The organism is Spiroplasma endosymbiont of Nebria brevicollis (assembly GCF_964030895.1).
In the GTDB taxonomy this organism is placed as follows: domain Bacteria; phylum Bacillota_I; class Bacilli_A; order Mycoplasmatales; family VBWQ01; genus Spiroplasma_E.
The window spans coordinates 370,405-397,240 of the sequence record NZ_OZ034986.1; the positions used below are offsets into that span (position 1 = coordinate 370,405).

General features: G+C 24.9%; 35 protein-coding genes. 20 read left to right on the top strand and 15 right to left on the bottom strand.

The genetic code is table 4. The annotated features are described in order from the left end of the window. Positions 1-43 precede the first annotated feature (43 nt). From AAHM98_RS02085 to AAHM98_RS02105, 5 genes are all read left to right on the top strand, one after another. A complete protein-coding gene (locus tag AAHM98_RS02085; protein WP_342276854.1) occupies positions 44-997 on the top strand; it encodes a hypothetical protein in 954 nt (317 codons plus the stop codon). A gap of 137 nt (positions 998-1,134) precedes the next feature. After that, a complete protein-coding gene (locus AAHM98_RS02090; protein WP_342276855.1) occupies positions 1,135-2,574 on the top strand; it encodes an NADP-dependent glyceraldehyde-3-phosphate dehydrogenase in 1,440 nt (479 codons plus the stop codon). A gap of 873 nt (positions 2,575-3,447) precedes the next feature. Continuing rightward, positions 3,448-4,950, top strand: coding sequence for a hypothetical protein (locus AAHM98_RS02095; RefSeq protein WP_342276856.1), 1,503 nt, complete (start codon positions 3,448-3,450; stop codon positions 4,948-4,950). A gap of 179 nt (positions 4,951-5,129) precedes the next feature. Continuing rightward, on the top strand, positions 5,130-6,812 hold the full coding sequence (locus AAHM98_RS02100) for a phospho-sugar mutase (RefSeq protein ID WP_342276857.1): 1,683 nt from the start codon (positions 5,130-5,132) through the stop codon (positions 6,810-6,812). A 13-nt stretch (positions 6,813-6,825) separates the two neighbouring features. After that, entirely contained in the window at positions 6,826-7,791 is a 966-nt protein-coding gene (locus tag AAHM98_RS02105; protein ID WP_342276858.1) for a 3'-5' exoribonuclease YhaM family protein, read from the top strand. Between the two features lie 208 nt (positions 7,792-7,999). Here the strand turns inward: AAHM98_RS02105 and AAHM98_RS02110 are convergent, their stop codons facing one another. The 11 genes from AAHM98_RS02110 to AAHM98_RS02160 form a co-directional block, all read right to left on the bottom strand. Beyond that, positions 8,000-8,497: a retron system putative HNH endonuclease gene (locus AAHM98_RS02110; RefSeq protein WP_342277246.1), complete on the bottom strand. Its 498-nt coding sequence runs from the start codon at positions 8,495-8,497 to the stop codon at positions 8,000-8,002. Next, positions 8,494-8,787 (bottom strand): hypothetical protein, encoded by a 294-nt coding sequence (locus AAHM98_RS02115; protein WP_342276859.1) that lies wholly within the window; start codon positions 8,785-8,787, stop codon positions 8,494-8,496. The genes AAHM98_RS02110 and AAHM98_RS02115 overlap by 4 nt, the downstream gene beginning before the upstream one ends. 310 nt (positions 8,788-9,097) lie before the next feature. After that, the gene (locus AAHM98_RS02120; RefSeq protein WP_342276860.1) at positions 9,098-9,922 is read right to left on the bottom strand and encodes a hypothetical protein; all 825 of its coding nucleotides are present in this window, start codon (positions 9,920-9,922) and stop codon (positions 9,098-9,100) included. A 12-nt stretch (positions 9,923-9,934) separates the two neighbouring features. Continuing rightward, positions 9,935-10,984, bottom strand: a complete 1,050-nt coding sequence (locus AAHM98_RS02125) for a hypothetical protein (protein WP_342276861.1) — start codon at positions 10,982-10,984, stop codon at positions 9,935-9,937. Positions 10,985-11,188: 204 nt separating this feature from the next. Next, positions 11,189-11,389, bottom strand: a complete 201-nt coding sequence (locus AAHM98_RS02130) for a hypothetical protein (protein WP_342276862.1) — start codon at positions 11,387-11,389, stop codon at positions 11,189-11,191. 2 nt (positions 11,390-11,391) lie between these two features. Then, positions 11,392-11,679, bottom strand: a complete 288-nt coding sequence (locus tag AAHM98_RS02135; RefSeq protein WP_342276744.1) for a hypothetical protein — start codon at positions 11,677-11,679, stop codon at positions 11,392-11,394. Positions 11,680-11,690: 11 nt separating this feature from the next. Then, positions 11,691-11,945 (bottom strand): hypothetical protein, encoded by a 255-nt coding sequence (locus tag AAHM98_RS02140; RefSeq protein ID WP_342276008.1) that lies wholly within the window; start codon positions 11,943-11,945, stop codon positions 11,691-11,693. A 21-nt stretch (positions 11,946-11,966) separates the two neighbouring features. Then, positions 11,967-12,176 (bottom strand): hypothetical protein, encoded by a 210-nt coding sequence (locus AAHM98_RS02145; protein ID WP_342276863.1) that lies wholly within the window; start codon positions 12,174-12,176, stop codon positions 11,967-11,969. Position 12,177: 1 nt separating this feature from the next. After that, complete coding sequence (locus AAHM98_RS02150; RefSeq protein WP_342276747.1) at positions 12,178-12,411, bottom strand: hypothetical protein; 234 nt, start codon at positions 12,409-12,411, stop codon at positions 12,178-12,180. After that, positions 12,411-12,536, bottom strand: coding sequence for a hypothetical protein (locus AAHM98_RS02155; RefSeq protein WP_342276864.1), 126 nt, complete (start codon positions 12,534-12,536; stop codon positions 12,411-12,413). Before AAHM98_RS02155 ends, AAHM98_RS02150 begins: the two co-directional genes overlap by 1 nt. 1 nt (position 12,537) lies before the next feature. Next, positions 12,538-13,017, bottom strand: a complete 480-nt coding sequence (locus AAHM98_RS02160) for a hypothetical protein (protein ID WP_342276865.1) — start codon at positions 13,015-13,017, stop codon at positions 12,538-12,540. Here AAHM98_RS02160 and AAHM98_RS02165 point away from each other — a divergent pair. Next, on the top strand, positions 12,998-13,123 hold the full coding sequence (locus AAHM98_RS02165) for a hypothetical protein (RefSeq protein WP_342276866.1): 126 nt from the start codon (positions 12,998-13,000) through the stop codon (positions 13,121-13,123). The genes AAHM98_RS02160 and AAHM98_RS02165 overlap by 20 nt on opposite strands. Positions 13,124-13,262: 139 nt before the next feature. On the opposite strand, the gene AAHM98_RS02170 is transcribed toward AAHM98_RS02165, so the two are convergent. The 3 genes from AAHM98_RS02170 to AAHM98_RS02180 all read right to left on the bottom strand — a co-directional run bounded on the left by AAHM98_RS02170 (position 13,263) and on the right by AAHM98_RS02180 (position 13,979). Then, the gene (locus AAHM98_RS02170) at positions 13,263-13,391 is read right to left on the bottom strand and encodes a hypothetical protein (RefSeq protein ID WP_342276867.1); all 129 of its coding nucleotides are present in this window, start codon (positions 13,389-13,391) and stop codon (positions 13,263-13,265) included. 103 nt (positions 13,392-13,494) lie between these two features. Continuing rightward, positions 13,495-13,695 (bottom strand): hypothetical protein, encoded by a 201-nt coding sequence (locus AAHM98_RS02175; protein WP_342276750.1) that lies wholly within the window; start codon positions 13,693-13,695, stop codon positions 13,495-13,497. A 2-nt stretch (positions 13,696-13,697) separates the two neighbouring features. Further along, positions 13,698-13,979, bottom strand: coding sequence for a hypothetical protein (locus tag AAHM98_RS02180; protein ID WP_342276868.1), 282 nt, complete (start codon positions 13,977-13,979; stop codon positions 13,698-13,700). Between the two features lie 721 nt (positions 13,980-14,700). On the opposite strand from AAHM98_RS02180, the gene AAHM98_RS02185 reads away from it, so the two are divergent. From AAHM98_RS02185 to AAHM98_RS02250, 14 genes are all read left to right on the top strand, one after another. Continuing rightward, positions 14,701-15,210: a hypothetical protein gene (locus AAHM98_RS02185; protein ID WP_342275842.1), complete on the top strand. Its 510-nt coding sequence runs from the start codon at positions 14,701-14,703 to the stop codon at positions 15,208-15,210. A gap of 155 nt (positions 15,211-15,365) precedes the next feature. Further along, positions 15,366-15,788, top strand: coding sequence for a hypothetical protein (locus AAHM98_RS02190; RefSeq protein WP_342276869.1), 423 nt, complete (start codon positions 15,366-15,368; stop codon positions 15,786-15,788). A 4-nt stretch (positions 15,789-15,792) separates the two neighbouring features. Continuing rightward, the gene (locus tag AAHM98_RS02195; RefSeq protein ID WP_342275841.1) at positions 15,793-16,086 is read left to right on the top strand and encodes a hypothetical protein; all 294 of its coding nucleotides are present in this window, start codon (positions 15,793-15,795) and stop codon (positions 16,084-16,086) included. 2 nt (positions 16,087-16,088) lie between these two features. Then, on the top strand, positions 16,089-16,325 hold the full coding sequence (locus tag AAHM98_RS02200) for a hypothetical protein (RefSeq protein ID WP_342276697.1): 237 nt from the start codon (positions 16,089-16,091) through the stop codon (positions 16,323-16,325). A gap of 13 nt (positions 16,326-16,338) precedes the next feature. Continuing rightward, positions 16,339-17,151, top strand: a complete 813-nt coding sequence (locus AAHM98_RS02205) for a hypothetical protein (RefSeq protein ID WP_342276870.1) — start codon at positions 16,339-16,341, stop codon at positions 17,149-17,151. An 18-nt stretch (positions 17,152-17,169) separates the two neighbouring features. Further along, on the top strand, positions 17,170-17,382 hold the full coding sequence (locus AAHM98_RS02210; RefSeq protein WP_342275838.1) for a hypothetical protein: 213 nt from the start codon (positions 17,170-17,172) through the stop codon (positions 17,380-17,382). Between the two features lie 2 nt (positions 17,383-17,384). Then, positions 17,385-17,642 carry a hypothetical protein gene (locus tag AAHM98_RS02215; protein WP_342275837.1) on the top strand — a complete coding sequence of 86 codons (258 nt, stop codon included), beginning with the start codon at positions 17,385-17,387 and terminating at the stop codon, positions 17,640-17,642. After that, complete coding sequence (locus AAHM98_RS02220; protein ID WP_342275836.1) at positions 17,642-18,025, top strand: hypothetical protein; 384 nt, start codon at positions 17,642-17,644, stop codon at positions 18,023-18,025. The genes AAHM98_RS02215 and AAHM98_RS02220 overlap by 1 nt, the downstream gene beginning before the upstream one ends. Before the next feature lie 15 nt (positions 18,026-18,040). After that, the gene (locus AAHM98_RS02225; protein ID WP_342276871.1) at positions 18,041-19,228 is read left to right on the top strand and encodes a hypothetical protein; all 1,188 of its coding nucleotides are present in this window, start codon (positions 18,041-18,043) and stop codon (positions 19,226-19,228) included. Between the two features lie 14 nt (positions 19,229-19,242). Next, a complete protein-coding gene (locus AAHM98_RS02230; RefSeq protein WP_342276872.1) occupies positions 19,243-20,940 on the top strand; it encodes a hypothetical protein in 1,698 nt (565 codons plus the stop codon). 1 nt (position 20,941) lies between these two features. Continuing rightward, a complete protein-coding gene (locus AAHM98_RS02235; RefSeq protein ID WP_342276873.1) occupies positions 20,942-23,203 on the top strand; it encodes a hypothetical protein in 2,262 nt (753 codons plus the stop codon). A 4-nt stretch (positions 23,204-23,207) separates the two neighbouring features. Then, positions 23,208-23,336: a hypothetical protein gene (locus tag AAHM98_RS02240; RefSeq protein ID WP_342276874.1), complete on the top strand. Its 129-nt coding sequence runs from the start codon at positions 23,208-23,210 to the stop codon at positions 23,334-23,336. A gap of 14 nt (positions 23,337-23,350) precedes the next feature. Next, entirely contained in the window at positions 23,351-24,586 is a 1,236-nt protein-coding gene (locus tag AAHM98_RS02245) for a hypothetical protein (protein ID WP_342276875.1), read from the top strand. Continuing rightward, positions 24,534-26,552 carry a hypothetical protein gene (locus AAHM98_RS02250; RefSeq protein ID WP_342276876.1) on the top strand — a complete coding sequence of 673 codons (2,019 nt, stop codon included), beginning with the start codon at positions 24,534-24,536 and terminating at the stop codon, positions 26,550-26,552. Before AAHM98_RS02245 ends, AAHM98_RS02250 begins: the two co-directional genes overlap by 53 nt. Here the strand turns inward: AAHM98_RS02250 and AAHM98_RS02255 are convergent, their stop codons facing one another. Continuing rightward, on the bottom strand, positions 26,553-26,834 hold the full coding sequence (locus AAHM98_RS02255) for a hypothetical protein (RefSeq protein ID WP_342275826.1): 282 nt from the start codon (positions 26,832-26,834) through the stop codon (positions 26,553-26,555). It abuts the gene before it with no gap. Positions 26,835-26,836 lie beyond the last annotated feature (2 nt).

Sequence of the window (26,836 nt, forward strand, 5' to 3'; positions counted from 1 at the left end):
CTTTTTCTATCAAACAGTCATGCAATAAAAGGAAAGGTAAGATATGGAAGAACTTTCAAGAAGTGCAGAAGTTAGCGAGACTACTCCGTTAGTTTCAAATTCTCAACAAAGTAGATGAATTAAAAGTTTAAAGATTTGAACGTTAGGAGTAGGAGCAATTGCTGTTTCTTTAGCAACAGCATTCCCAGTTGCAATCATCAATAATTGAAAAAAAATTAAAATATTTAGTTTTAAAAATGGGATAAATGATTTAATGCAAAATCCACCATTATTAATAGTTCCCGAAGTTAGCACGTTATTTTTAACAACGGGTGCTTATATAGCAATTGAAAATTTACTTGCTAATTTTGTGAATAAAAATATTAGTAAAACCGATAAATTTAAAAGTGTAATTAAAAATCTAATCTTTGGTATAGGATTAATTACAACTAATGAAATTGTTAAAAAAATGAATGAAAAGGTAACTACCTCAGTTCCTATTAATACTGATAATTTTGCTGATTTATTGTCAACAGTAGCCTTAAATTTTGGTAAAGAAATATCGATAGTTATAATATGGAAAATATTTGAACTATGAAAGAAAAAAATTAAAGGATTTGATTTTCATAGTATAGCAATTCCAATTTTATCTACGATTGGTTATTTTTTATTTAATGCTTTAGAAACAATCTACACGTTAGGAATAGGAACTAATAATTTTTTATTAGAAGATTTTATTAAAACTTTCCTGCCTATTTTTAGAGTAATATCAAGTAGTTTGCTTTATTATCAAATAGATTTACTATTTAATGATAAGAACAATGATAGTATGATAATTCCATCTTTTAGTTATGGTGCAATAAATGAAATTAATGAAATTGAAAAAATGGCAGGTGCAAATCATGTAATCGATGAAGATTCTAGTGTGCTGTCATTTAAAACAATTAATGAATGTGAAAATAAATTATTGCCACTAGGAGAATCAAACCAAAAAGTTAATCATAACTTGACAGTTTAGATCTAGAATTTTTATTAAAATATTTATTGTTAATTTAAGTAATGTCATTGTTGCTTTTTTAATTTTAACTAAATCGTATCAACATTACCTTACTAACAAATGTTATAATAAAACTATGGAAAACAAGGAGGATTGACATGGAAAAGAATAAAAATCAATATCAAGCATTAATTAATGGTGAATTATATGAAAATAAACAATGAGTAACAGTAATGAATCCCACAACTAATCAACCAGCAGGACAAGTTCCAGCACTAACCAAAACAGACATTGATAAAACATATCAAGCAGCAAAAACAGCTCAAATTGTTTGAGGTCAAATGCCGATTTTAAAAAGAATTGAACTATTAAATAATTGAAAACAATTAATAATTCGTGATAAAAAAAATATGGCAGACATAATGAGTTCTGAAATTGCTAAAGGTGTCAAAGCAGCAGTTAGTGAAATAGATCGTTCTGTCGAATATATTGAGTATACGTTACAAGAAGCATTACGTTTACATCCCCAATCATATACTGGTGATAGTTGGGGGGTAATAAATAAATTAGGAGTGTTTGAACATGTTCCGAAAGGTGTTATTTTAGCTATTTCGCCTTTTAATTATCCAGTTAATTTGTCAGTTTCAAAAATATTTCCCGCTTTAGTTACTGGAAATAGTGTTGTTTTTAAACCAGCAACGCAAGGCTCTTTAGTAGGATTGTATTTAGCAAAGTTAGCCAATGAAGCAAAAATACCACCTGGTGTTTTCAATGCTGTTAGTGGTAAAGGTAGTGAAATTGGTGATATTCTAATTGAAAATCCGATAATTAATGTTATTTCTTTTACTGGTAGTGCCGATGTTGGCAATCGTATTTCTAAAAAATCATTAAAAACAGATTTGATTTTAGAATTAGGTGGTAAGGACCCAGCCATTGTTTTAGATGATGCTGATCTTGAAGATGCTGCTACTAAAATTGTTAAAGGTGCTTTTAGTTATTCAGGTCAACGTTGTACTGCTATTAAAAGAGTGTTAGTAGCTCGTGGAATTAGTGACAAATTAATTACTTTATTAAAAACTAAAACGGAAAAATTGACAGTAGGAATCCCAAATGACAATTGTGATATTACCCCAGTTATTGATATGCCAACTGTTGAAAATTCTAAAAAATTAATTAAAGATGCTTTAGACAAAGGTGCTTCTTGTTTAACAGGTAATCAATTTAAAGGTAATTTAATGTCACCAACTATTCTTACTAATGTCACCATTAATATGGATTTAGCATGAGAAGAACCATTTGCCCCATTACTGCCTATTATTGCTTTTGATGATATAAAGGATGCTATTAAAATTGCTAATGATTCAAAATATGGATTACAAGCTTCAGTATTCACGACTAATATTAATAGTGCTATGAGTATTGCTAAACAATTAGATGTTGGTAGTGTTAATATTAATGATCAATCACAACGTGGACCTGATCATTTTCCATTTACTGGAGTTAAAGATTCGGGACTTGGTGTTCAAGGTATTCATGCTTCATTAATATCATTTACTCGTCCCAAAGGAATTGTAGTTAATTGAAAAACTAAAATTTAATTATTAAATAAAAAAATCCTAAATAAACACCTAAAATAGTTATTTAAAGAAATTATTGTAGAAATAGTGTAAAATATTATTATTAAGCTCAAAAAGAAATTATGAGAGGTGTAAATTTTGGAATACTTAGTCTAGTTAGCCGTAAAAGACTGAACAATAATAGGGTTAAGTATAACGATAGTAATACTAATTTTGTTTTTTATTATATTTATTTATGTTTATAAAAGAAAAAAATTTATTAATAAAATCAATAAGATTATAAATGAAAATATATTAAAAATAGATAAAAATAATTATAAATTTTCAGATAGAAATTACTTTTCCCTTTTTGACGGAATTAAATCAATAGTTTTAGATAAACGTTATAAATATTTTTATAAATTTAAAAAGAGATATAAAGATGGTAATTTAAATAACGAAATTTTTGATTTAGTTAAAAAGTATTACTTAAAAAACGAAAAAGAATCAAAATAAAATTAAAAATTATTTCTTGTTTTTTATTTCTGAATTCCTGAGTTAAAAATGAGAAGCAAATAACTGTTATTTTTTAAAATAAAAGTTATAATAGATTTTGTTATTAGTAGGGATACTTTTAATTTTGCAGAAAAATATTGATTGGCTATTTTTTTCATAAATCCACATTTAAAGAGTGAATTTAAACTAACTTTTGTTGGTAAATTAAAATTTTTATTTTCAAATTATTAATGATGCATTTCACTCTTTATCATTATCACTAACTTTGTTATAAATTAGACAATAACAACTAGTACCAAAAGTAATAATAAAATTCAAAAAAAGAAATATATGTTTAAGTCCTGCTTTACTGTTTGTAAGTAAAACAGGAGATTTTTGTACTTAAAGGAGATAGAAGAAATGTTATTAGAAGAAAACAAGAGAGACATGTCAGAGAGTAATTTAACTGAAACAACCCCTTTATTAGGAAGAAATGAAAATTCATCAATAAATGGTGATAGTATTATTGATTTAGAAGAAAATGAATGAGTTCCTGTTGATAGCCGTTATGTAGAATGAGAAACACTAAAGAGAGTTGATGAAAGTGGTAAATTAGAATATAAAACAGAATTCAATTCTTCTAATATTATTATTCAGGTTATTAATGAAAAATTTATAATTATTGATAATAAATTACTATGACAAAAAGTCATTAAATTAAACGATGGTAAAATAATTTTAAAATTAATAAATTTAAATGATACCAAACAATTACAAGAAACTTTTAAAGTGTATCAAAATGAACAAGCATTTAGTAGTGAGTGGTTATGCCCAACAACACAATCTTTACAAGAGAATTTTGATTGAGTAGTTATTGAAAATGAAATTAATTTATTAAATAAAATCATCAACTCAAAATATAGTTTTTCATCTTTTACGACAACTTTAACTTTAAGTCTAGGTTCATTTTATTTATTTGACGCTAAAAATAATTTGCATGAAGAAAATCCATTATTAGATCTTTTTAAAAATTGAGAAGATGTAATAATAAGTATAACAACTGGATTGACAATGAGTAATTTATCATATTTAAATTATAAAATTATTAATTTAACTTCAAAATGAAAATATTTATCATTTCTTGGGGTAAGCACTGTAATAAGTACCTGAAGAAATTATTTAAATTTATATGTTAGTGAAAAAGATTTTGATTTAACCACTTTTGCTGAAGCTATTGCTTTTAATCTGGTTATATGTATATTCGAAGAATTAATTTTTGATAAAATCGCTCAACCTTTGATTAAAAAAATATGAGAAAATTTGAAAAACAAAAATATTTTAAAAGCTACTGGTTTCGGCACCATTATATGTTCACTACTTTTTCTTTCTTCTTTAGAAAGTGTAATAAGTGGGCTTTTTGGAGAACAAAAAGAAGTAAATTTAGAAAACGTAATAAAGCCTTTACCTTTGGCATTATTAGTGACTCTTATTGAAAATAGTATCTATAGTGCTTATTTTTCTTATTTTGACTTATTTTTACCAAGAATTAAAAATTCCATAGTAACGCCACTAACTAATGGTGCTAAATGATGTTGAAACAATATTACATCATGTTTTACAAACAGTGATATAATAGAAAATAATGAAAATGTAGCAAATGATTCACATGATTGAGAAGCAGAAAATAAATTGTTAGAAGAATTCATTAAAAATAACCCCACTACTAGTGTTGAGGATGAATTAAAAACAATAATTAATTTAGTACAAACTAATGAACATCAAGAAATTCCAATCTCTAATAATGGTAACTATGATAATAGTGAACTATTATTATCTAGTGGTGATATATTTATTATAAATGAATCGGTACATAATGACCAAAGTGGTTCACATACTCATTCACCATTAATTAGGACAGTTTAACTTGGGATAAGGAGCATATTTCGTTAGTAAACTCGCAGATTAATTGCTTCTAATTCTTAATTACTCTTTACACACTAAAAATAACATTTAATCAAATTATAAATAAGAATTTTAATTATTCTTTTTTTATAGTATTATTTATTTATAAAATTAATTTTTATTTAATGAAGGAGTTAATAATGGATTTATCAAAAACATATGATATTTGAAAACAACAAACTTTACCAAAACATTTACAAACCCAATTAGATAAAATGTCAAAAGCTGAAATTGAAGAAGCTTTTACTACTACTTTAGAATTCGGTACTGCTGGTATGCGTGGAGTTACTGGTGTTGGGACAGGAAGAATTAATGAAATTATTATTATGAAAGCTACTGTAGCTTTTATTCAATATTTAACATCTGCTTTTTCACAAAAAGATTTAAATCGTGGTATTGTTATTGCACATGATAACCGTCATTTTTCTGTTGAATTTACTATGCTAACAGCTAAAACATTAGCTAAACATAATATTCCTGTCTTTTTATTTCAAGATAATGATTTACGTCCAACGCCAGTTTTATCTTATAGTATTCGAAAGGTTAATGCCATTGTTGGAATTGTCATTACTGCTAGTCATAATCCACCAGAATACAACGGTTATAAAATTTATGATCAATATGGTTGCCAATTTTTACCAGAAGTCACTAATGTTATTGGTCACAATATGGAACAATTATCTGATGATTTTCAATTAGAGTTTCCTTATAACAAAGACTTGATTAAAGAAGTCCCATTGACAGTAGAAACTAATTATCGTAATGATATTAAAAATTTACAGTTTTATCCTGATATTAAAAATCGTAATATGAAAATTGTCTTTTCTAACCTTCATGGTACCAGTCGTGAGTGAGTTCCACCTATTTTAGAACAATGCGGTTATGAAGTAATTATCGTTAAAGAACAAGCAAGCTATGACCCTGATTTTAAAGGTGTAATCTCACCTAATCCTGAAGTGCAACCGACTTTTGATTTAGCCATTAAATATGCTAAGCAACATGATGCTCAATTAGTGATTTTAAATGATCCAGATGCTGACAGAATTGGCATTGCCGTTCAACACCAAGGAGAATATGTGTTACTCACAGGTAATGAAACAGCACCAATCTTATTAGAATATTTATTGGGTCATTATCAAAAAACTAAAACAATGCCTGAAAATCCTGTTATGTATAATACTTTCGTTACTTCTAACCTATCTGATGTTGTGGCTAAATCATATGGGTGTCAAGTCATTAAAACATTAACTGGTTTCAAATGAATTGGTGCTGAAATGTTAAAAGAGCAAGCTCGTAAGGTTAATTTTGTCTTTGGCTTTGAAGAAGCATATGGTTATGTTATTAAAGATATTACTCGTGATAAAGATGGTATTCAATCTGCTATGGTTGTGGCCGAAGCTGCTTGATATTATTTACAATCACAAAAAACATTAATTGATGTTTTGGAAGATATTTATCAAAAATTTGGTTACTATTATTGTTATACTGTTAACTTAGTATTAAAAGGTCAAAAGGGACAAACTGAAATCAATGGCATGTTGGAAACTTTACGAACTAGTGAAATTCCTTCATTACATAATATTAAAGTTGAAAAAATTGAAGACTATGAACAAGGACTTTATGGCATGCCAGGTCAAAATTTATTAAAATTTTACTTTATCGATGGTTCATGATTTGCTGCAAGACCTAGTGGAACAGAACCTAAAATTAAATTCTACTTTGTTTGTATCGATAAAAACACTAATGCAGCAAAACAAAAAATGCAAGCAATGTATGAAGAACTAGCAAAAAAATATTTAAAAATTGCTAATATAAAATGATAGGAGGAAAATGTTAATGACAGCTGTAATTAAAGACATTAAACCTAATAATACTTTAAATTTAATAGTAATCATTGGTCGTGTCATTCAAGGTGTTGCGTCTAATAATACCAATTATTTAAATTTACAATTACAAGATAAAACTGGTAGTATTTCAGCTCGGATTTGGGATGCTAATAAAGAAGCTATTGTTCAATTAACTTCAGGTGTTGTTGTTAAAGTCGAAGCTAATAGTATTAATTACAATAATGAGGTACAGTTAAAAATTAATGAATGAGAAGTTGTTGCTAATCCCAGTGAATATTATGAGTTATTGTTAACGCAAGCACCAATTGATATTGCTCAAGCATGAATTGAAATTAGTCAAACAATTAAAGATTTTAAAAATCCCATTTTAAAAAAGATTTTAATTCAATGTTTTAGCAAAAAAGTAATTGAAGATTATAAACGATGACCAGCAGCCGTAAAAATGCATCATGCTGTGCAAAGTGGTTTATTATGACACTCAGTTACTATGTTAAGAATGGCTAAACAAGTAGTTGGTATTTATGATGACCGTAATATTAATAGTGATTTATTGTATGCTGGTATCATTATGCATGACTATGGAAAAATGGTGGAATTAGATAATAATGCCATTAGTGCTTTTACTTTGGCAGGAAAAATGATTGGTCATATTTCATTAGGTGCCATGCAAGTAACACTAGCATGTCAAGAGTTGAACATTAATTTACAAGAGGAAATGGTAATATTATTGCAACATTTAATTTTAGCAAGTCATGGTAAATACGAATATGGTTCACCAGTTTTACCTAAAACCATGGAAGCAGAAATTTTGCATCATCTTGATAATCTTGATGCAAAGATATATGCAATTGATGAAGCATTAGTTAATACTAATGTTGGTGAATCAACTTCGCGTGTGCCAGGTATTGAAAATCGAATATTTTATAAACATCAAAATTTAAAAACTAAGAAATAAAATAAAATAGTTAGTTTACCTAAAATGGATTAACTAACTATTTTAATTGAATTGAGGCTTTCTAGTTAACTGTGTAAATTATTTTACACTTAGTATAATGAGAGGGTCACCTCTATATTGGATCATTGGTTATCATTAGTCATGTTAATTCTCCTAGACACGGTTGTAATAGTGTTTATTTCATAAGGGTCTTATTATTCTTCAACAATTATTCCTGTAATTTTTTCAAAAAATTCATTAAAATTGGATGAATTTCTGCATAATCAAATGGCACTTTTTTTCTAACATGTTGAATATATAAATTCATTCTATAATTGACTAATCTTCTTTCATTTAAATTTAAAATCTTAATGGTATCTTCACAAATTTTTTTATATTTTAAACCTAAATTATTTTTACTAACAATTTCAATACCGTTATCACTAATTTTATATTCTAAATAATCTGCAAAAATATCTTTTGAAGGATTCAAAATTGATGTTTCTTTATTTTCCTTAAAATGCCCGCAAGTTTTTTTATCGTTACAACTAACAAAAATATTACTATAACTAAATTGCTGATTTTTAAAAAAGTCACGTGGTAAAAAATGTTCTAGGTGGGTATTTATTAAAGAGATAAACCTATTACAATAACAACAAAAATAGTGTTTAATAAATTTTTGTTCTTTTTCTAAAATATATTCTTTTAATTTCTGTTTAATTTTTAAATTTTCTTGTGAAAAATAAAATCAATTGTTATATTTTTTATTAAAATTATTTCTTTATCTAAATCTCCTAATTGTTCAGCAAGAAAATTATATAAATTTTTAAAATCTATAGAATTAAATTTATCATTTGCTATCATATTTTTTATTTTTACTATTTTTTCTTGTGTTTCAATATCTCTTGTATTTTCTATACCCATAATTTCTGTTAAAATATCATTTACTTCCATACCTTTTGTTTCATTTAAACTATTTATGTTTACTAATTCAATTTTATTTGGTCTTTTTTTCAATATAATTAGTAATAATTAACTCATTAATTTTCATTTGTTTCTCCTTTAATTAAATAATGCTTTTTTGTTTTTTACTTAATGAGAGGGTCGCCCCTAAGTCAAGTTATAGGGGCTTTGCCCCTTGCTACTTCGTAGCACACCCCAACCAACTTTTAAAAAGTTGGACAAATGGCGTAAACGCCCTAGCCAACCAACCAAGGTTCTGGTTGGCACAGACCTTAAATACATTTTACTTCTTAACAAACTTTTTATTTTTATCATAACTACGCTTACCACGAACCTTAACAACATCTTTTGCTTTATCATGTTGTTAGATATTATCTAACTTATCTAAACCAACTGCTTTAATATCATCAACAGTAAACTCTAAACCTTGTGACTGTTCATAATCCTTAACACTACTCAACTCACTTTTTAAATCATGAATATAATGCAAAGCACGACTATTATATTTTTGTAAATAAGACCTAGGAAATCACAAACTAAAAGTCATAGTCTCACCACTATAACTTGGTGGAAAACCACCCTTTTTAATTATTTTCTTAGTTTGTCTTTTCGATAAAACAATTTTATTATAATCATCAACATTAGTATAAATATTTAATTTAAACTTAACTAAAAATAATAAAATACGCATTCTTTTAAATTGAACTATATACTCTACTTTTTCACGTGCTTGTTTTGGTATTCTATCGGGGTGTTGTTCAATCATATACATAATTCCATTAAAATTATGACCTATTAATTTACAAAACATTCCCAAACTTTCTTGTGTTTTTTTAAATTCCGGTGATAAATCATTACTATTAATCTTTAAACCTAATTCATCTAAAACAACCATATCATTCTCATTAAAAGCATAATTACTATTTAATTGATTAAATTTAAAAACATCATCATAAGAACAACGATAACTAAACTCATTACGCACTTTAATAGGAATAGGACTAACTACTCTACCTTTATGTCTTTGTGCCAAACAACAAGCAAGCGCTGACTTACCAGTACGTGGTGGCACTGAAATAATATAACTACCTACACGTTGCAATATCTTTATATTTTTTCTAGTTATTAAAAACGGATAAAAAATTATAACTAACAAAATTCCTAAAATTAAATATCCATATCAAGGCATTATCTTTCACTCCTAACCAATTAAAAACCCTACTGCTTTTAAAAATACTCATAAAGTTAATACTTGTTCTAAACCACTAGTAAAATCAACATTTAAAACAGAACTAATAGTATCATCAAAAATATGTCTTAATAAACCATCAATCTTAGCAAAAAACTCTCTTAATGGTTCTACTGGTAAAAGTTTACCAACTACACCAAATAACACTCATCTAAAAGCATTACGTAAATGACCAAAAACATCATATCAACTAACTCGTTCATATTCAGGATTAAAAGGACTATTTGGGGGTACTGGTGTTATATTTTCACTTGAAAAAATATTAATTTGACCAAATCTAACTGATACCGACTGTTGTGGATTTTCAATAATAGAATTAATAGAAAAAGTTATAGTTAAATACTTCAAATTAGGAACACGAACAGGCATAGTAATAAAATTATACATATCTTGTAAATAAGAATGACTATCAACCAATCCTTTAAAAACATATTTTGTATTACCTTCATAATCTAAAAATGAAAAATTAAAACTAGAACCAATATAATGAAAATTAAAATAAAACATAAACCCTTGTATATAAAAACTTAAAGGTTTAGAAATTTCAAATTCTAACTGAACATTAAATTTTTGTTGACCAACAACACCACCAAATTCAATATAATTATCTTGCTTAGTTTGTACTAAATTATGATTAAAAATAATCCTTGAAAAAGCATTTAACTGTTCATCATCAAAAATCAAATGACTAGTAAAATCAACATGTTTTTGTAAAACACCTGTAACATCACTAACATAATTTAAAAAATATTGATAATCAGGATGAAAATAATCATAAAAATAACCACTTACTAATTTTAAATCAGGTTGGTCAATATCAAAATAAGCAGAATTTCATGGAATTGTTGCTCAATCATCAAAACTATGATATTTAACATGCTTAACCATATCATCTGTAATATCATAATTAACAACATTAGGGTCATTAGAAACAATCAAAGAAGTAGGTGCTTGTACAGAATTATTTATAATTAAAAATAATTTAGCAAACTTAAATCACATAATTATTTACCAAATAAACACTTTAAAATTCACCATGAACCATAAAATAAAACAAATCCAATAAAAAACTGAGTTCCATAAACTACTAAATTTCATAAAATAAATAGTAAAAGCATCAACCGGACTACCTATAAACATAGTTCAATAATCAACTATACATTGATGTATTTGATTATAAATATCTCAAACACTCATAAAAAACACCTACCCAAACAATGACCTAAAAACAAATTTAATACTACGATAAATAAAATTAAAAAATACTCCTAATACAAGTCAAAAAGTTAAATTAAACAAAATATAAACTTCATTAGTAACATCAACCGTTTGATTTAAAAACATAGAAATATCATTATTAGAAAATATAAAAATAAAATGCAAAATACTAACAACAAAATCAGACATAATTAATCACCTACATTAATTCCACTAACATCTTGTGTTTGTTTATAACCGTTAGCAACAGACTTACCAACTGAAACAGAAGCCTTACCAATTTTCTTAACACCATAACCTAATCCTAATGTTGGTAACATTAATTCGGGTAAAATCACTCTAAATGCAAATCTAAGCAAAATTAAAAATACCATTAACGTACCTAAATTAAAACCTAAGTCACCAATAGGAAAACTAAAAAACTTCATAAATATTTGACTAAATAATTTCATTACTGTTGTAATAAAAGGTATAAACATAATTGCACTTCCTAATGTCTTGTAAATCTAAATAATCCTAAAATTAAATAAAAAACAAAACTAACATTTATTAAAGCAAGGATTGGCAAAGGCAAAGTATACAAACTATCATAAAAGAACGACTTAATAAAAAGTGTAACAGTATGCAATCCAGTAAATGAACTTAAATACTGCATATAAATAGTTTGAACTAATGTATTAACAGTTGGTAAAAGTTTACCTAACAAAGGCAAAACAAAAACTAAACTAAAAAATAACTTTACCATTTGCTTATTCCTTTCTAATTACTAATGAGTTCCATGAATAATATGGCCCACAAATTGTTTAATAAACACTAATACCATAAATACAATTGAAATTAGCACTGGTCAATTTGTAAGTGTTCCACCATCACCAGTTGTAAATACTCAACCAAAAATATAAGTAAAACCATTTAATAATTGTTGTCCAACACCACCACCTATCATGGTTAATAAGGCACTTAATCCTGTTGGCATATTAATCACCCCCTTTCTCTAATTCTTTTTGTTGTTTTTCCATTTCCAATCTACGTTTTTTCTTTTCAAAATCTTTACGACAATATAAACAATCAGGGTCACTATCATTTTCCTTTACATGTTTTTTATGTTTTCATTTTTGAATACCTTCATGTATTCAATTACGAGAAAATCAAAGAATAAGACCAAAACCACCCATATATGCTAAATATTTAACTATCTCTTTCATATCCATTATTTTCTATCCACTAAAAAATCATCATAATTCATATTTTCATTTAATCTTTGTTCAAAATTTATTTTTGCTTTTTTCTTATGCAATTTCTCTCTTGACATATTTTTTCACTTTATCTTTTTCATTTTAAACACCACCTAACGTATAAGCATAAGAATAATCCCAATTTAAACTTGCTCTATCTAAATTAATTTCAGACATACTATCGTTTAAATCAACATCAACCATACCGTCATCTGTACTTTGATAATCATTAATACTAGCATTAATTAATCTTGCTCTTTCATCAGTAAATACTTCTTGTAATTCTGTATTATTATGTGTATTTCCCAATGGTAATAATAAAGTATTAATAATCTCACTTGCTCCGGCAATAATCGTAGGAACTGCATAAGCATTATTAAAATCATTATTAATACCCATTGCTACACCAGTTGAAATTAAACAACCACCAGTTGCCATATTACAAATCTTTCTTATACTCTCAAAACGATTAGGTATTAATTCAGTAATTCCACTAATAAGATTTGAAATACCATAAGCATTTAATGAAATATAAGTATCTCAATCTATTAAATTATTAAGATTGTTATTTTCATTCACCATTAATGGTCATGGTGGTGTTTCTGTGGTAGTAGTTGGAATTGGAGTTGTCGTAATTGGTAATGGACTAGGATTTGGATTAATAGTAGTATTAAAAAACTTAGTATAATTTGCTAAACTAATTGTTCCTAAACCTAATAATATTTTTTTACTACTATTAATAAATTTAGTTTTAGAAGAAGGTCTTTGATTAATATTCCATATATCAATTCCTAATTTCTTACTAAATAATAAAGAATTAATACTTCCTAAATTGGATCTTTTAAATATTGACCATAATAAACACCAACTCCAATCATAGCACTTAATGGACTTAATCCTATTCTTACTATCTTTGTTAAAGTATAATTACTAATTTGCTCTATTTCATTAGGCATAAATAAAACTCCTTACTATTAATAAGGAGCATATTTATACCAATTTGTATAATTGGGAGTAAAGTACACAAAAAAGTATAAATATACTCCCTATTTAGTTTTTTTAATTTTCTTTTTGTTGTAATTGTTCTTTTCTCATTGTTTTATTTAACGCAATATCTAATATACAATTTGGACAATAATATTGTTTAGTATATAAATTTTGTAAAACTTTCTTAGGACAAATAACTTGGTCACAAAGTTTACACATATACATTGACAAATGAAATAACTGTTCACAAGCACAATTATTAATCTTTGACATAATTACTTATCTTTTCATTCAATAATATCAACAATAATACCGGATAAATCCAAAACTAAATTATAATAATTACCAACTTTTAAAGTTAATTTATGTAAATATTTTGAAAAATCATTAACTACTAATGGGTTATACCACTTATCTCTTACTTTACCAGTAGAAATATTTGTTTGTTTATTAATTTCTAAAAAAGTCAAAACATCAAAATTTAAAAACTTACCATGATTATTTTTATCAGGTATAATCTTATCTTTTTCAATATTAACTAACTGAGTTTTAAACATAAAAATTGCCAATCCTTTCTAAAAATTTGGAGGCGTAACAAACTTACGTAGTAATTATTCTATTATCAATAATTTATCTTTAAAAGACTCATTACTTTTTAAACTCATAAAATACCCTTTTCAAAAAGACGAGAAATAAGTATCGTCTTTTTTTGTAATTGTAAAATTTGCAAATTTTATAACAGTCTTTATCACTATTATCAACACGTGCTAGGGACATAAAATAGTGAACCATAACACAGTTGTTAAAAATAGTGGCTAGCATGTGGACTTGCATGTTGAAATAAAAAGTGGAGTGATACCTAACAAAATATACTAACCATGAATAATGGTAATCCTTGGGGTGGGAGCGGATTGGCAACTAGTGTATATAGACCCGTTTGGGGGACGTATTATAATTAGTTCTTTATTTAACAGCACTGCCACTTTCAGTGAGCAGATGCTGTTTTATTTTTTTCATTTTTTTGGGCGAGTAACATAAATTTTAAAACTTGTAAAAAAAAATTAAACGGGGCTGGTTCAATATAAATATAACTTGCTAAATGCAAGTTATTAAAAATTGAATCAAATGCTTTAAGTTTTTTTCAAAATTTTACAATTTATTTACGAGCCCAGTTTTTCTAGAAAATATTAATTATATTAGTGTTAACAAAATAAATAACATATATATCCTTTACGCTTATAGCGACAGGATATATAAAAAAAAGAAAGGATTGTTAGAATGCAAATAGAATTTCAAAAAGAACAAATTACTGAAAAATCAAATTCTATTATGATTAATTATGGCGAATATAAATTATCTGTTCCAAATTGAATGATTAAAAATAATAGTTTTATTGTTGATGATAAATATACATATTGAGTTTTTAATTTAGAAAATATTAAAAAAGAATTAATTGGTATGGAATTAAAAGAATTATTAAAACCATATATTAATAGTCAAAAAATAACTATTAATCAACCCCCTGCTAAAAAAGAATATTATATTAATAAAATTAAATTAGAAGAACTTACATTTTATGAAGAACATAATGGGTGATTTATTGGAGAAATAAAAGACCCAAAAACAAACATTATTAATTCATGTTTTAAATACAATGTTAAATGAGTTGAAAATAATAAAGCATACAAGATTATTGAATACAATCATAATGATTTACCCACTAATTATTTAATTACTCCATATAAAGATATTAATACTCATAGTAAAAATACATTTTATGTTAATTAAAAAAATCATTTGAATAATGAATAAATTTTATTGTCAACGTGATTATGGTTGTATGTGTATAGAATTAGAACAAGGAGAATTTGAATAATGAATAACTACTTATTATCAGTAGACCCAAGTATAAACAATTCTGGTTTTACATTATGAGAAAAAACATGAAATATGAACTAATTATTGGTATTGACCCCGCGGGTATTGGTACAAGTGGAATTGTTATATATTCAAATGAAACTAATAATATTATTTTTAATGAAACATTTAAAACAAAAACTGTTCTAGAAAGTAAAAATCTATTTAAAGAATACTTTTTAATAATTAAACAACATTTTGAAAATGAAAAAATCTTAGTTATTGTAGAAAATTTCTTTTTAACTTCAAAACAACTATTAACCAATCCATTAGCAACTCCAAAAGTTATTGGTGCTTTAATGGTACTAGTACAAGATGTTATGAATTGAGATTATCAAGAAAGTGAACCAAAAAATAAAAGTAAAATAGAAAATTATCAAGGAAATATTATTTTAACAAAACATGAACAAGATGCTTATAAGCATATTCAATATTATTTAAGGAACTAAAAAAATGAAAGATAAAGCGAATTACATTAAATTAACAGTAAAACTTAGTAACAGTATAGAAGCAAAATATCATGAGAAAGGTAATAAAGATTTATATTATACTGTTCGTGGTCAATGAAATGGATTAAACTATGTTACCTTAATTTTTAATAATCCAAAACTTTATAAACGATGTATTTTATTAAACAAAAATGATGAAATTATGGTAACTGGACAAATCTTTAATACTTTAAATATTCCAAAAAATCGTGCATTTTGTTCCATTAATGTTAAATGATTTAAAAAATGAAAGGAATAAATATGATTATACTACCTACTTTATTTGGAAATAAAGATGAAATTGAAATATTATCACCATCTCCGCAGGCACTTCATACACATAATGATATTAGAGCAATTATTCTAATGAAATATCCTAATGTTAAATCAAAACATATAGTTATTTCTGACCCTGAAGATAATGAAGCTTTAATAGTTGGCGATAATGAAGTCTATAAAGGATGAGTTAAAGTTTGAATTAAAAAACAAGGAAATTAAAAAGGAGAAAAATATGCCAAATACAGAAACACCACAAACAAATAACTATACATTATTAAAATTAATAAGAACAGGTATAAGTCCAATTTTAGCAATGATTGGAACCAGTGCTTATTATGGTCAATTAATAGGTAATCCAATATTAGGTTCAATTAATAGTTTATTATTTGGTAAAAAATTAGGTTTAGATATATGAAATTTAAATCAAAGACCAACTACTAGAAATAAAGTTATTAATAGTTCTAAAAAAATATTATTAGGTTTAGGAACAATTGGATTAGCAAATTATACTAAGTTTTTTAATACTACTATTAATCCAAATCCTAGTCCATTACCAATTACGACAACTCCAATTCCAACTACTACCACAGAAACACCACCATGACCATTAATGGTGAATGAAAATAACAATCTTAATAATTTAATAGATTGAGATACTTATATTTCATTAAATGCTTATGGTATTTCAAATCTTATTAGTGGAATTACTGAATTAATACCTAATCGTTTTGAGAGTATAAGAAAGATTTGTAATATGGCAACTGGTGGTTGTTTAATTTCAACTGGTGTAGCAATGGGTATTAATAATGATTTTAATAATGCTTATGCTATTCCTACAATAATAGCGGGTGCTAGTGAAATTATACATAATTTATTACCTATGGAAATTACACATCATAATACTGAAATGCAAGAAACTTCATTTACAAATGAAATAGCAAATCTTATTAATGATAATGCAAGTATTAATAGTTATGGTAGTGATATGAGTGAAGTTAATATTAATGCACAATTAACTTTTGATGAAAATTATTATCATTTATAAAAGGAAGGGAAATATAAAATGAAAGAATTTATACATGAATTAATTATTATTGGAACATCTGTAGGAACATTAATTTGTAGAGAAATTATTGTAATTTTAAAAAAATATATTACAACTCCAAAACATATACGTTCTTATAATAAAATGACAAAACAAGAAAATAAGTTAAATAAGCAACAAATAAAATTAGAAAAACTTATGGAAAAAGGAAAAAGTAAGGAGGTGAAATAACTATGGAAAATAATAAAATTGGAATGACTACTAACATGAAACAAATTTATTTGTTAATGTATAAAACTAATCAAAGTGATGATATGAAATATAAATCATTTGAAACATTAGAATTAGCAACATTATTTCATTTAAGATTTAAAGAAGTAGTTGCTAAAATTGGCTATTCTAATCGTGAAATTATTCATTATCAAATTTTGGCAATTCCATTTAATTTAGATGAAAGTAAAATATTAAATGTAAGTAAGGAAGTGTCATAATGTTAGAAAATGAAACTACTATAGTAAATCAAAACTTAGCTGAAAATAATGTTGAACAAGAACAACAAGAAAATGAAATTAATCAAAAAATTAGTGAAGCAGAAAATAAATTAAATAAAATTAATCAAGAAATTAAAGAACAACAAATGGTTAATATTTTTAATAAATATCAAATTAAACAAGAATTTCATGATTATTTAAAGTTTAAAACAAAAGATACTAAAAGTGAAGAAATAGAAAATACTATAAAACAATTAATTAAAGAACAGCCAGTGTTAAGAACACCACTGAATACTGGTGGTAATCAACAAACAATTATTAATAACCAAATACCAACAAAAATTAATCCATTATTGGATTATAAAAAGAAAAATTATTTATAGAAAAGGAAAATTAAAATGGCAGTAAATATCCAAACAAACTTAAATAATACAGAAAAATTAGTAGAAGCTCCTGAATTTATTGAATTTTTTAAACAATCAAATAGTCCCTGAGCAAGTTTTTTTCCTATTGAAATGGTTAATTCTACTAAAATTGAATTCATTATTAAATTACCAAAAGACCCAAAAATTAAAGTACTTGAGTGAAATGATAAAAGTACAAGACTTGATATTAGTTATGCTCAAACTGATAAAATTGACAAAATTATTGAAAAATTATACGTTGCAGGTGAAACTATTGCAGCTGTTGATTTATTAGCAGAAAATGGTCAAAATTTATTATATACTATGCAATATGAAGTTGCAAATGATTTAACAGATAAATTAGCAAGTGATGACACTAATGTAATTTCACAATTTGCTACTAAGGTATTAATTAATGATACAACTCCAATTGGTTATTTAAAAGCAATGTTATCGGCATGAAATACTTTATTTCAATTAAGAAATGGTGCTAATTCTCGTTTCTTTATTACTAATAATCTTTATGATAGTTTAGTTTATTTAGCAGATAATAAAGGAATAATTACTGATAATCAATTAGCACAGCAATTAAGATTAAACGGTAATGATTTATATGTAAAAGGAGTATTATGTCAAATTGTACTTGATGATTATATGACATTTGCTAATGATAAAAATGAAAATGAAATTATGTCCTTTATTTTAGCAACACCAAAAGCAATGAAAAGATATATGCTAGAAAATACGGTTGTTTATGTGCAAGAGATTACTGACGGTAAAGTTGGTAGAGCATATAAAGTTGGTGGTGAAGTATTGGGTCAATCAATTCCTTATATGTCAAAAAAAGAAACAACATCTCGTTGAATGATGTGTGGTGTAATTAAAAGTGAAGTAAAAACTGACTTAAAATCTAAAATTACAAATTTAACATTAGATACTACGGCAAGAACAGATAAAAATAATAGAGATTTAGATACAAATATTTTATATACAAAAGAAATTAATGGTTTAAATCCAAGTTTAGAAACTCCTACAATTAAATATTTTAGTGATGACCAAGGTAAAAATATTATAAGTAATAATAAACAAAAAACTGGTGATTTATATGTAATTATTAGAACAAATATAAATGACCCAAATTATAAAGGTTCAACAAATCCTATTAAAATTAATCTTAGATAAGGAAAATTAATACTATGCCAATTGGTACTACTAGCACTGCTATAATCTTAAACATAAATAAACCAAAACATACTAGAATAAGTAAACAACAAGAAAATAAAAGTTTATGATTAGAAATTTTAGAAATGATTGGTGTACAAGTAATAGCAGTTGCACTTGCTCCTTTTACTGGTAGTTTAAGTGAAGAACTAGCACTTGGATTAGGTGCAAGTGATTTTATTGGTAGTAGTATTGCTGTTGGTATTGAAGCAACAACTGATTTTACTATTAATCAAGTTTATGATTATTTAAAAGGAAATGTAACAAAATTAAATACTTTTTTTAATGTATTACCAGCGTTTGCCGGACTTAATAAAATTACTCGTGGTATTCGTACTACTAAATTTATTAAACTAGCACAAAAAACTAAAACATTAGAAAAAATTGGGATTAAAGAAGCAAAAAATTTACAAGATGTTATTAATCAAGTAACAGGTAAAGAAATTTTAACAGATAAAATTATTGGTAAACAACGATATTTATTTAACTATTCAGTTGCACCTAATCGTGAAACAATATTGCAAAACTTAGGTTATGTTGCAGAAAGACAATTTCATAATAATTTTAAAAAATTAGAAGAACAAGAGTTAAAAGATTACTTATTGTTACAAAATACATTAATAAAGTTAAGTCCACAATTAATTCCTAAATTTAAAATTAAAGATATTGAAAAAGCAAATAATTTTTTTAAAAAATATAATACTGATTTAAAAGAAGTATTAAAAATGAACCAACATGATTGATTAAATTTAGTTTACACAATACATACAGAAAATAGATATGGAAAAACATTAATTTTAGATTTACAAAAAATTCGTGCTAATGCTATTAAGTTCAATTTTAAAAATAGTGTTATTCATAAAGTTGTTTTAAAAACAAATCAAACTTTTAAATATTTTGATATTAGATTTTATTTTAAAAAAAGTTTAAATAAATTTTGAAAAGATACACCATATTTTGAAAAATTACGTGAAAATATATATAAATTACAAGAAAAATTTGAACAATTAGAAGAAAAAGCAATAGCAAAAATTAATAAATTAAAAGAAAAAGCAAGTGATTTATTTACTAGTGCTGAGAAAAAAGCAATTAAACATGCACAATTAATTCCATTAAATTCACCAGTATTTATGGGATGTAAAATTCAACCATTATCTCTAGATAAATGTGCTATTACTATTTATCATCGTAATCCTAAATATAAACCATTTGTTGTTATTGATACTTTTATTAAAGCAGAAACTTTCGTTACACAAGTACATCCTTTTCATTGATATCGCTGAAATAGTGGTTGATATATTGGTTATGGAGTTAATACTAATAAATGATTAAAAACAATTGCATTTGCTCCACCAGTTGTTCAACAGATTATAAGAGATGCTTTTAAGGTACATCGCGAAATATTAAGAATAGTAAGAACTTATCATAAAGTTATTAATTTTATTAATAATCCGATGGAAAATGTTACTAAATCTTTTAAAAGTGTTAGTTTAAAATTTGGAGTTTATACGTTGTTTGGTACTGGTTTATTACATCATTTAGAAAAATTTGCTTATAGTCAAGTGGTTGAAAAAGGTAAGAAAAAATTACAAAAAGAAATTATACATATAGCACATAGAAAAACTAAAAAACGTACTAAACATTATAAAAAAGCATTTTTTAAGGAATGATAACATGATAAAAGAACTTTGAACTGGTATTAGTTTAGAAAATTATAATAAGTGATATCCATTAACTGGAACAATTGATGACACTCCACAACAATATGTAAATACATGACCAAACGCTAATGAATGATTTACTACATTTGCTATTCGCGCACAAAATGATATTAATGCTTATCTTAATTTTATTTTATATAAATTTCCTTTTGATAGTTTTAAAGATAAATTAATTCAAGAAACATTAAGAGATATGGTTTATGTAATGGTGGAACATTGAGTATTTAATCGTACTCCAATTGAATTTAATGTTTATGCTAATATTCAATTTAATAATGGTACACAATTTAGTGCTAGTAGTATTCCAACAATTAATGTGTGAGATTTAGCACCAAGTAGAATGAAAATTCTATCTCAATTAACGCAATTAAAAGAAATACTAATGAGTTATGATGAACAAGAAATTGCTGTTGATAAAATTGATTTAGAAGCATTTTATACCAGAAATCAAGTAGATGAATTAATTGATAATGAAAACAAAAAAAGAATTAGTGGTGACAAAGATAATCATGATTTTATATTAACTAAACAAATGAAATTATATGATGATGTTATAAGCAAAAATGAACATGAAGTATTTCGTGGAGCAGTTACTAAACTTGTTAATAAAAGTTATGTAGCAACTGAATATGACTCCGAAACTGAAACAATGGTTTTAAATTGACCAAGTGAAATTGGTACATTACCACCAGAAGCATTACAAAATAATCCACAGGAGAATGATTTTACCCATGCTGCAACTGCTGATTTTTCTGCTAAACAACAAAAACGTATTACTAGTAATGAAAATAATATTAAGTTAGCAAATAAAGAAATTGAAAGTATTAAAAATAATTGATTTAATATTGAAACAAGTCCGTTATGAAAAAAAGTAAAAAATGAAAATATAGAATTAAAAAAATGATATGTAATAAGTTGAGTAATTAATTACAATTATGATATTGGTAATTTAGTTAATTTTAGAAGAACTACTAAAGTATTTTTATCTGTTCTAGATGAAGATATTGCTAAGGGTATATTTACTTTAGATTCCATTTTTTATGTAGATGAATTAGGTACAAAAAGATTGGAAAAAGGCGTAACAATAGCTTTTGATACAAATAATAAACAGTTTACTTCATTTGGTTATAATCACCCACAATATACACCTAATACTGGTGCAATGATTGAAAAAATATATCAATATCAAGGTTCTGGTACTCCAACTGAACTTATAACAGAAACTAATAATAATGATAATTATTATACTAAACAAGAAACAAATAATTTATTAGATAAAAAACAAAATATTAATGACGAAAATTTACAAACTACTAATAAAACAATTAGTGGTGGTATTAATGAAAATAAATCTAATATAGATAAAAAACAAGATAAATTAACTTTAATTAAAGAAGATACTACTTATAAAGTTTTACAATATAATGAATTAGGAAATGGACAATTTACCGGAGAATTAGATATTCCACCTACTAAATTTGTTAAAAAATTTATTGATGAAAAAATTAATAAATTAAATTTTATTAAATGAAAATCAGTTGGTACTATTAGTAATGAAAATATTGAATATAATTTTAAATTAAATACTTTATATAGAGTTGCTTATTCATGAGCATATCTTAAAAGTAATGGAAGTAGTAAATATTTAATTTTTATGTGAAGAGGCGCACCTGCTATATTAGATAGTACATTTCAAGCAGAAAATAATCAAAAGGTAGTAACTAATTATGTTGATTTAGGTGTTACATCAGCAATGATTTATTTAAAAAAATATAATTATCAAACTGGTTTTTTGCTTTCATTAGAAGAAGCAGAAAATACAAATACTAAAAATTATAGTGAACAAATATTACCAATAACTCCACCAATACCACCAACACCTTGTCCATGTCCAAAATGAAAAGAAGTAGGAACAAGACAAACTAAAGATAGAATTTTATATGATTTTATTGTGGGTAAAAAATATAGAGTTACTTATATGTGATACGGAGATACGCAACCTATTTCTTATTCTATAACTAAAGAATTTGATAAACTAGTATCAAACAAGAATGATTGTATATATACAATAGATAGTTATGTACGAAATTGAAGTTTAGTTAAAAATAGAATTGAGTTGTTTAAATTAGAAGTTAGTAATAATTTTATTAGAATTAACAACGCTGGTGGTATTATTTATGGAAATATTTTAAAATTAGAAGAATTACAAGAATAATATTATGTTTTTTAAAATTATAAAAATTATTTTAGGTTTAATTGGAATAGTATTATCATCAGCAACAGCAACAGCAGGTCTAGTTATATTTATTATTGTAAAAATCATATTAAAAATTAATCAAATATTTTAGAAAGGTAAATCATTATGAAAATATTTAAAAGAAAAGAAAAACTAACTGAAAATGATAATATAAAGTTATTTAGTTTAAGTAAAGAAAAAACAATACATGCTTCCATACTAGATTTTTTTGGATTTAATAGTTTTAATCATGAAACTCATTTTACTGATTTTGTAGCAGAAAATAATGCTAATTTATATAATGCACCATTAGAAATTAATAATGACAAAATTAAACAATATTTAATTAATCAAGAATACTATCGTAAAAATTGAAATTCTATTTTTAAATTAAGTAAATTGGGAATCAGTGGATATTTAATTTATATTGCTAATGATAATCTATATTTTCAATTAGTAGATATACAACAAAGAAATTATGATATTACTGGTAAATTAATTCAATGTACTATTTTTTATGAGAATTATCAAAAAAATGCTCAAACAGTAAGATTATTTGAAATTTATACTCTTAATAATGAACAAGTAACAATTAATCGTGAAATTTATAGTATTAGTGATAATAAAAAACAATTTATATTAGATTTTAAAACATATAATAACAACCCTAACTTAGAACAAGAACAAGTATTAAACATTAATTATATACCAATAGCAATTATGCGTAATCGTGCTAATGAAGAACCTGATTGTAATAAAGTAATGGATAAAATTAAAGCATTAGATATTTTCTTTGAACAAATCATTTTAGATGTCATTTTAAACTCACCTAAATTTGTTTTTAATAATATTTATGGTAATAATCAACAATTAATTGATGATGCTATAAAAAAATTAATTGCTAAAAACTATTTATTTACTGATAAAAGTCCTAATGATGCTCCTAATGGTTTAGTAACTATTATTCAAGGTAATTTTAAAGGTAAAACATTAAGTGATGTTTATGATTGATTAATTAATGAAATATCTAAGCGTTGTGGTTTACATATACCAAGTCAAAAGAAGTCAGCACAACAATCAGTTCCTGAAAGTACAGCAGTAAATATTTCAACAGTTAATTATATTGAGCAAAAACTATGACAATTTAATATTGATACTCTTAAATTTATTCAATTATTAGTACGTATTGATAAAGATTTATTAGATAGTAAAATATTTGAAATTAATGATGAACAAGCAATTGAAAATTTAACTGTTAAATTAAATTTATTTAATCCAGTAAATAACCAATTAGTAGGAGAAAATGACAATGGACAACAACAAACCACAAACCAAGTTTCCACAAAAACAAACGAAAATTAATCAAGCAGAAAATGATTATTTAATAGATAATATACCAAATGATTTTTCAAATCTTATGGGTAATACTAGTGACCCTGATATTAATAGAATATACGATAAATTTAAAAAAAGAACAATCTATATTTATGAAATTGAACGTTTATTTAAAGATAGTACAAACAATACTTTAAAATTTTCACCTAATACTATTAAGATTGGTTTTATTGATATTGAAAAAGTATTAACTACTAATGCTGTTGAAACATCAGACTTTAATATGCAATTAAACCAAAGAGCAAGTACTAATATTAATGATAATGCCATTGAATATAGTATGACTGATATTAAAAATTTAATCTTTCAAGAAATAGATTTATTAAATAAATTTAAGTTATATGCTGTTAGTATAAATGAAACTTTAACTGAAAATAATATTGATAATTTATATATTATTAATAGTTATTCACAACCTTATCAAAATCCAAAATTAAGAAGTACGAAAAGTATTACTATAATAAAAATTAAAGATTTTAAAACAAGAGATGGTTATCCAATCATTATTAAATTACATAAACCATTAGATAAAGATACAAAAGTTATTGGTTTAAAAATTAAAGCACCTAGAAGCATGCTCTTTGGCAATATAAAGGTACTTGGTGAAGTTGATAATATGGAAGTATACCCTAAGTTATTTGTTAAAGATAAGATAGCATTTCCGCTATTATCAATGCCTATTGAAACTCAACCAAAAGTTAGAATATTAGAACAATGATTTAGTGAACAAATATTACCATGAAATTGAGCAAAACAATTTATTGGACAAGAAAAGTCAGTTTTAGATTTAATTGCTATTGGGAGTGGCAAAGAAACAAGAAAAGAAGTTATTAATAATGCAAGAGTAACTAACGTTTGATTAGGTCATGATTTTACTAATAGTCCCGGTATTTGACCATTAAATGGTGAAAAACAATTAAACGATAAAGAAATATGAAGTTGACGTATAACAGATAATGAAAGCGAACATATTTCTACTAATGCTATATTTAGAGATGTTGAACTAGAAATAAAAGATGCACCAACTATTGATAGTTTACAACAACTATTATTAGATATGTTAAGTTATACATATAACTATAATAGAAATTTTGAAGGTGCAACATATAATGATAAAACTGGTAAACCTAAAAATGATATTGCAAAATTACGTGCAAAATTTGAAGGACAAAAACCTGATGAAGTAATTAGTAATTTATTTAAACAATGAGAATTAGATTATCCAAATTATATAAATTTACCACAAATGCAAATATTTAAACAAGTATTTATCATGTTATCAAAATATATTTATTCGTCATTAGCAATTAATAAGGGTTTAAACGATGATAATAAAATTTTATTACCCTATTATTTCGAATTAAAATCAAAACCAATACATCAAAATAAAAATAAAATTTGAGAGTATAAAGATATAAAAGTTATATTAAAATCTAAATATTTTGATTTTACAGATATAAATAATATTAAACTAAAAAATAATGATATTAGTCAAAATGAATTATTTAAACTAGATGATAACCAATTTAATTGATTATCAATTACAAATGAATTAGAAAGCAATAATATACCTTCATTAATTCCTGCTGATTGAACATTAGCAAATGGTGAATATGGAAAATACTTTACAAAAGCAATTATTGATAAAAATAAAATCAAAAATGCTTTAAATTTATATGGTTCAAATAAATCTCAATTATTTTCTAAATTAGAATTCTATAAAGAAATTTTAAAAATTGATAATAATAGTGAATTTGAATTACAAATTGAAAATTCGATTACTAACTTAAATAGGATTGAAATTAGTGGTATATTTGGTGCGGGAAATTATGATTTAATTTTAATAACAGATAAACAAGAAATAAGTTTAAGTAGTATTAATTTATTTGATAAATACAACGAAAACATTTCTTATATAAATTTAGAAATATAATTATTTAAAATAATTATCTGTATAAGTACCATCTCATTTTACATCTTCATCATGATATTTAACTTTAGCAAAATATAATTCAGTTTCATTCGGACTATCCCATTTATTTCATCAAATAGTTGTTGTTCCTAATACAATTTCTCCATTTGGTTCTAAATAGGAATTTTCCATATTATGGGTAAACACACACCCCATGATTAATCCAATTGTTCCAGTTGTTGCACCAGTTAGTGCTAATGCTAATGTTATTTTACTTAAATTTGTTTTTATTCATGTTTTCATTC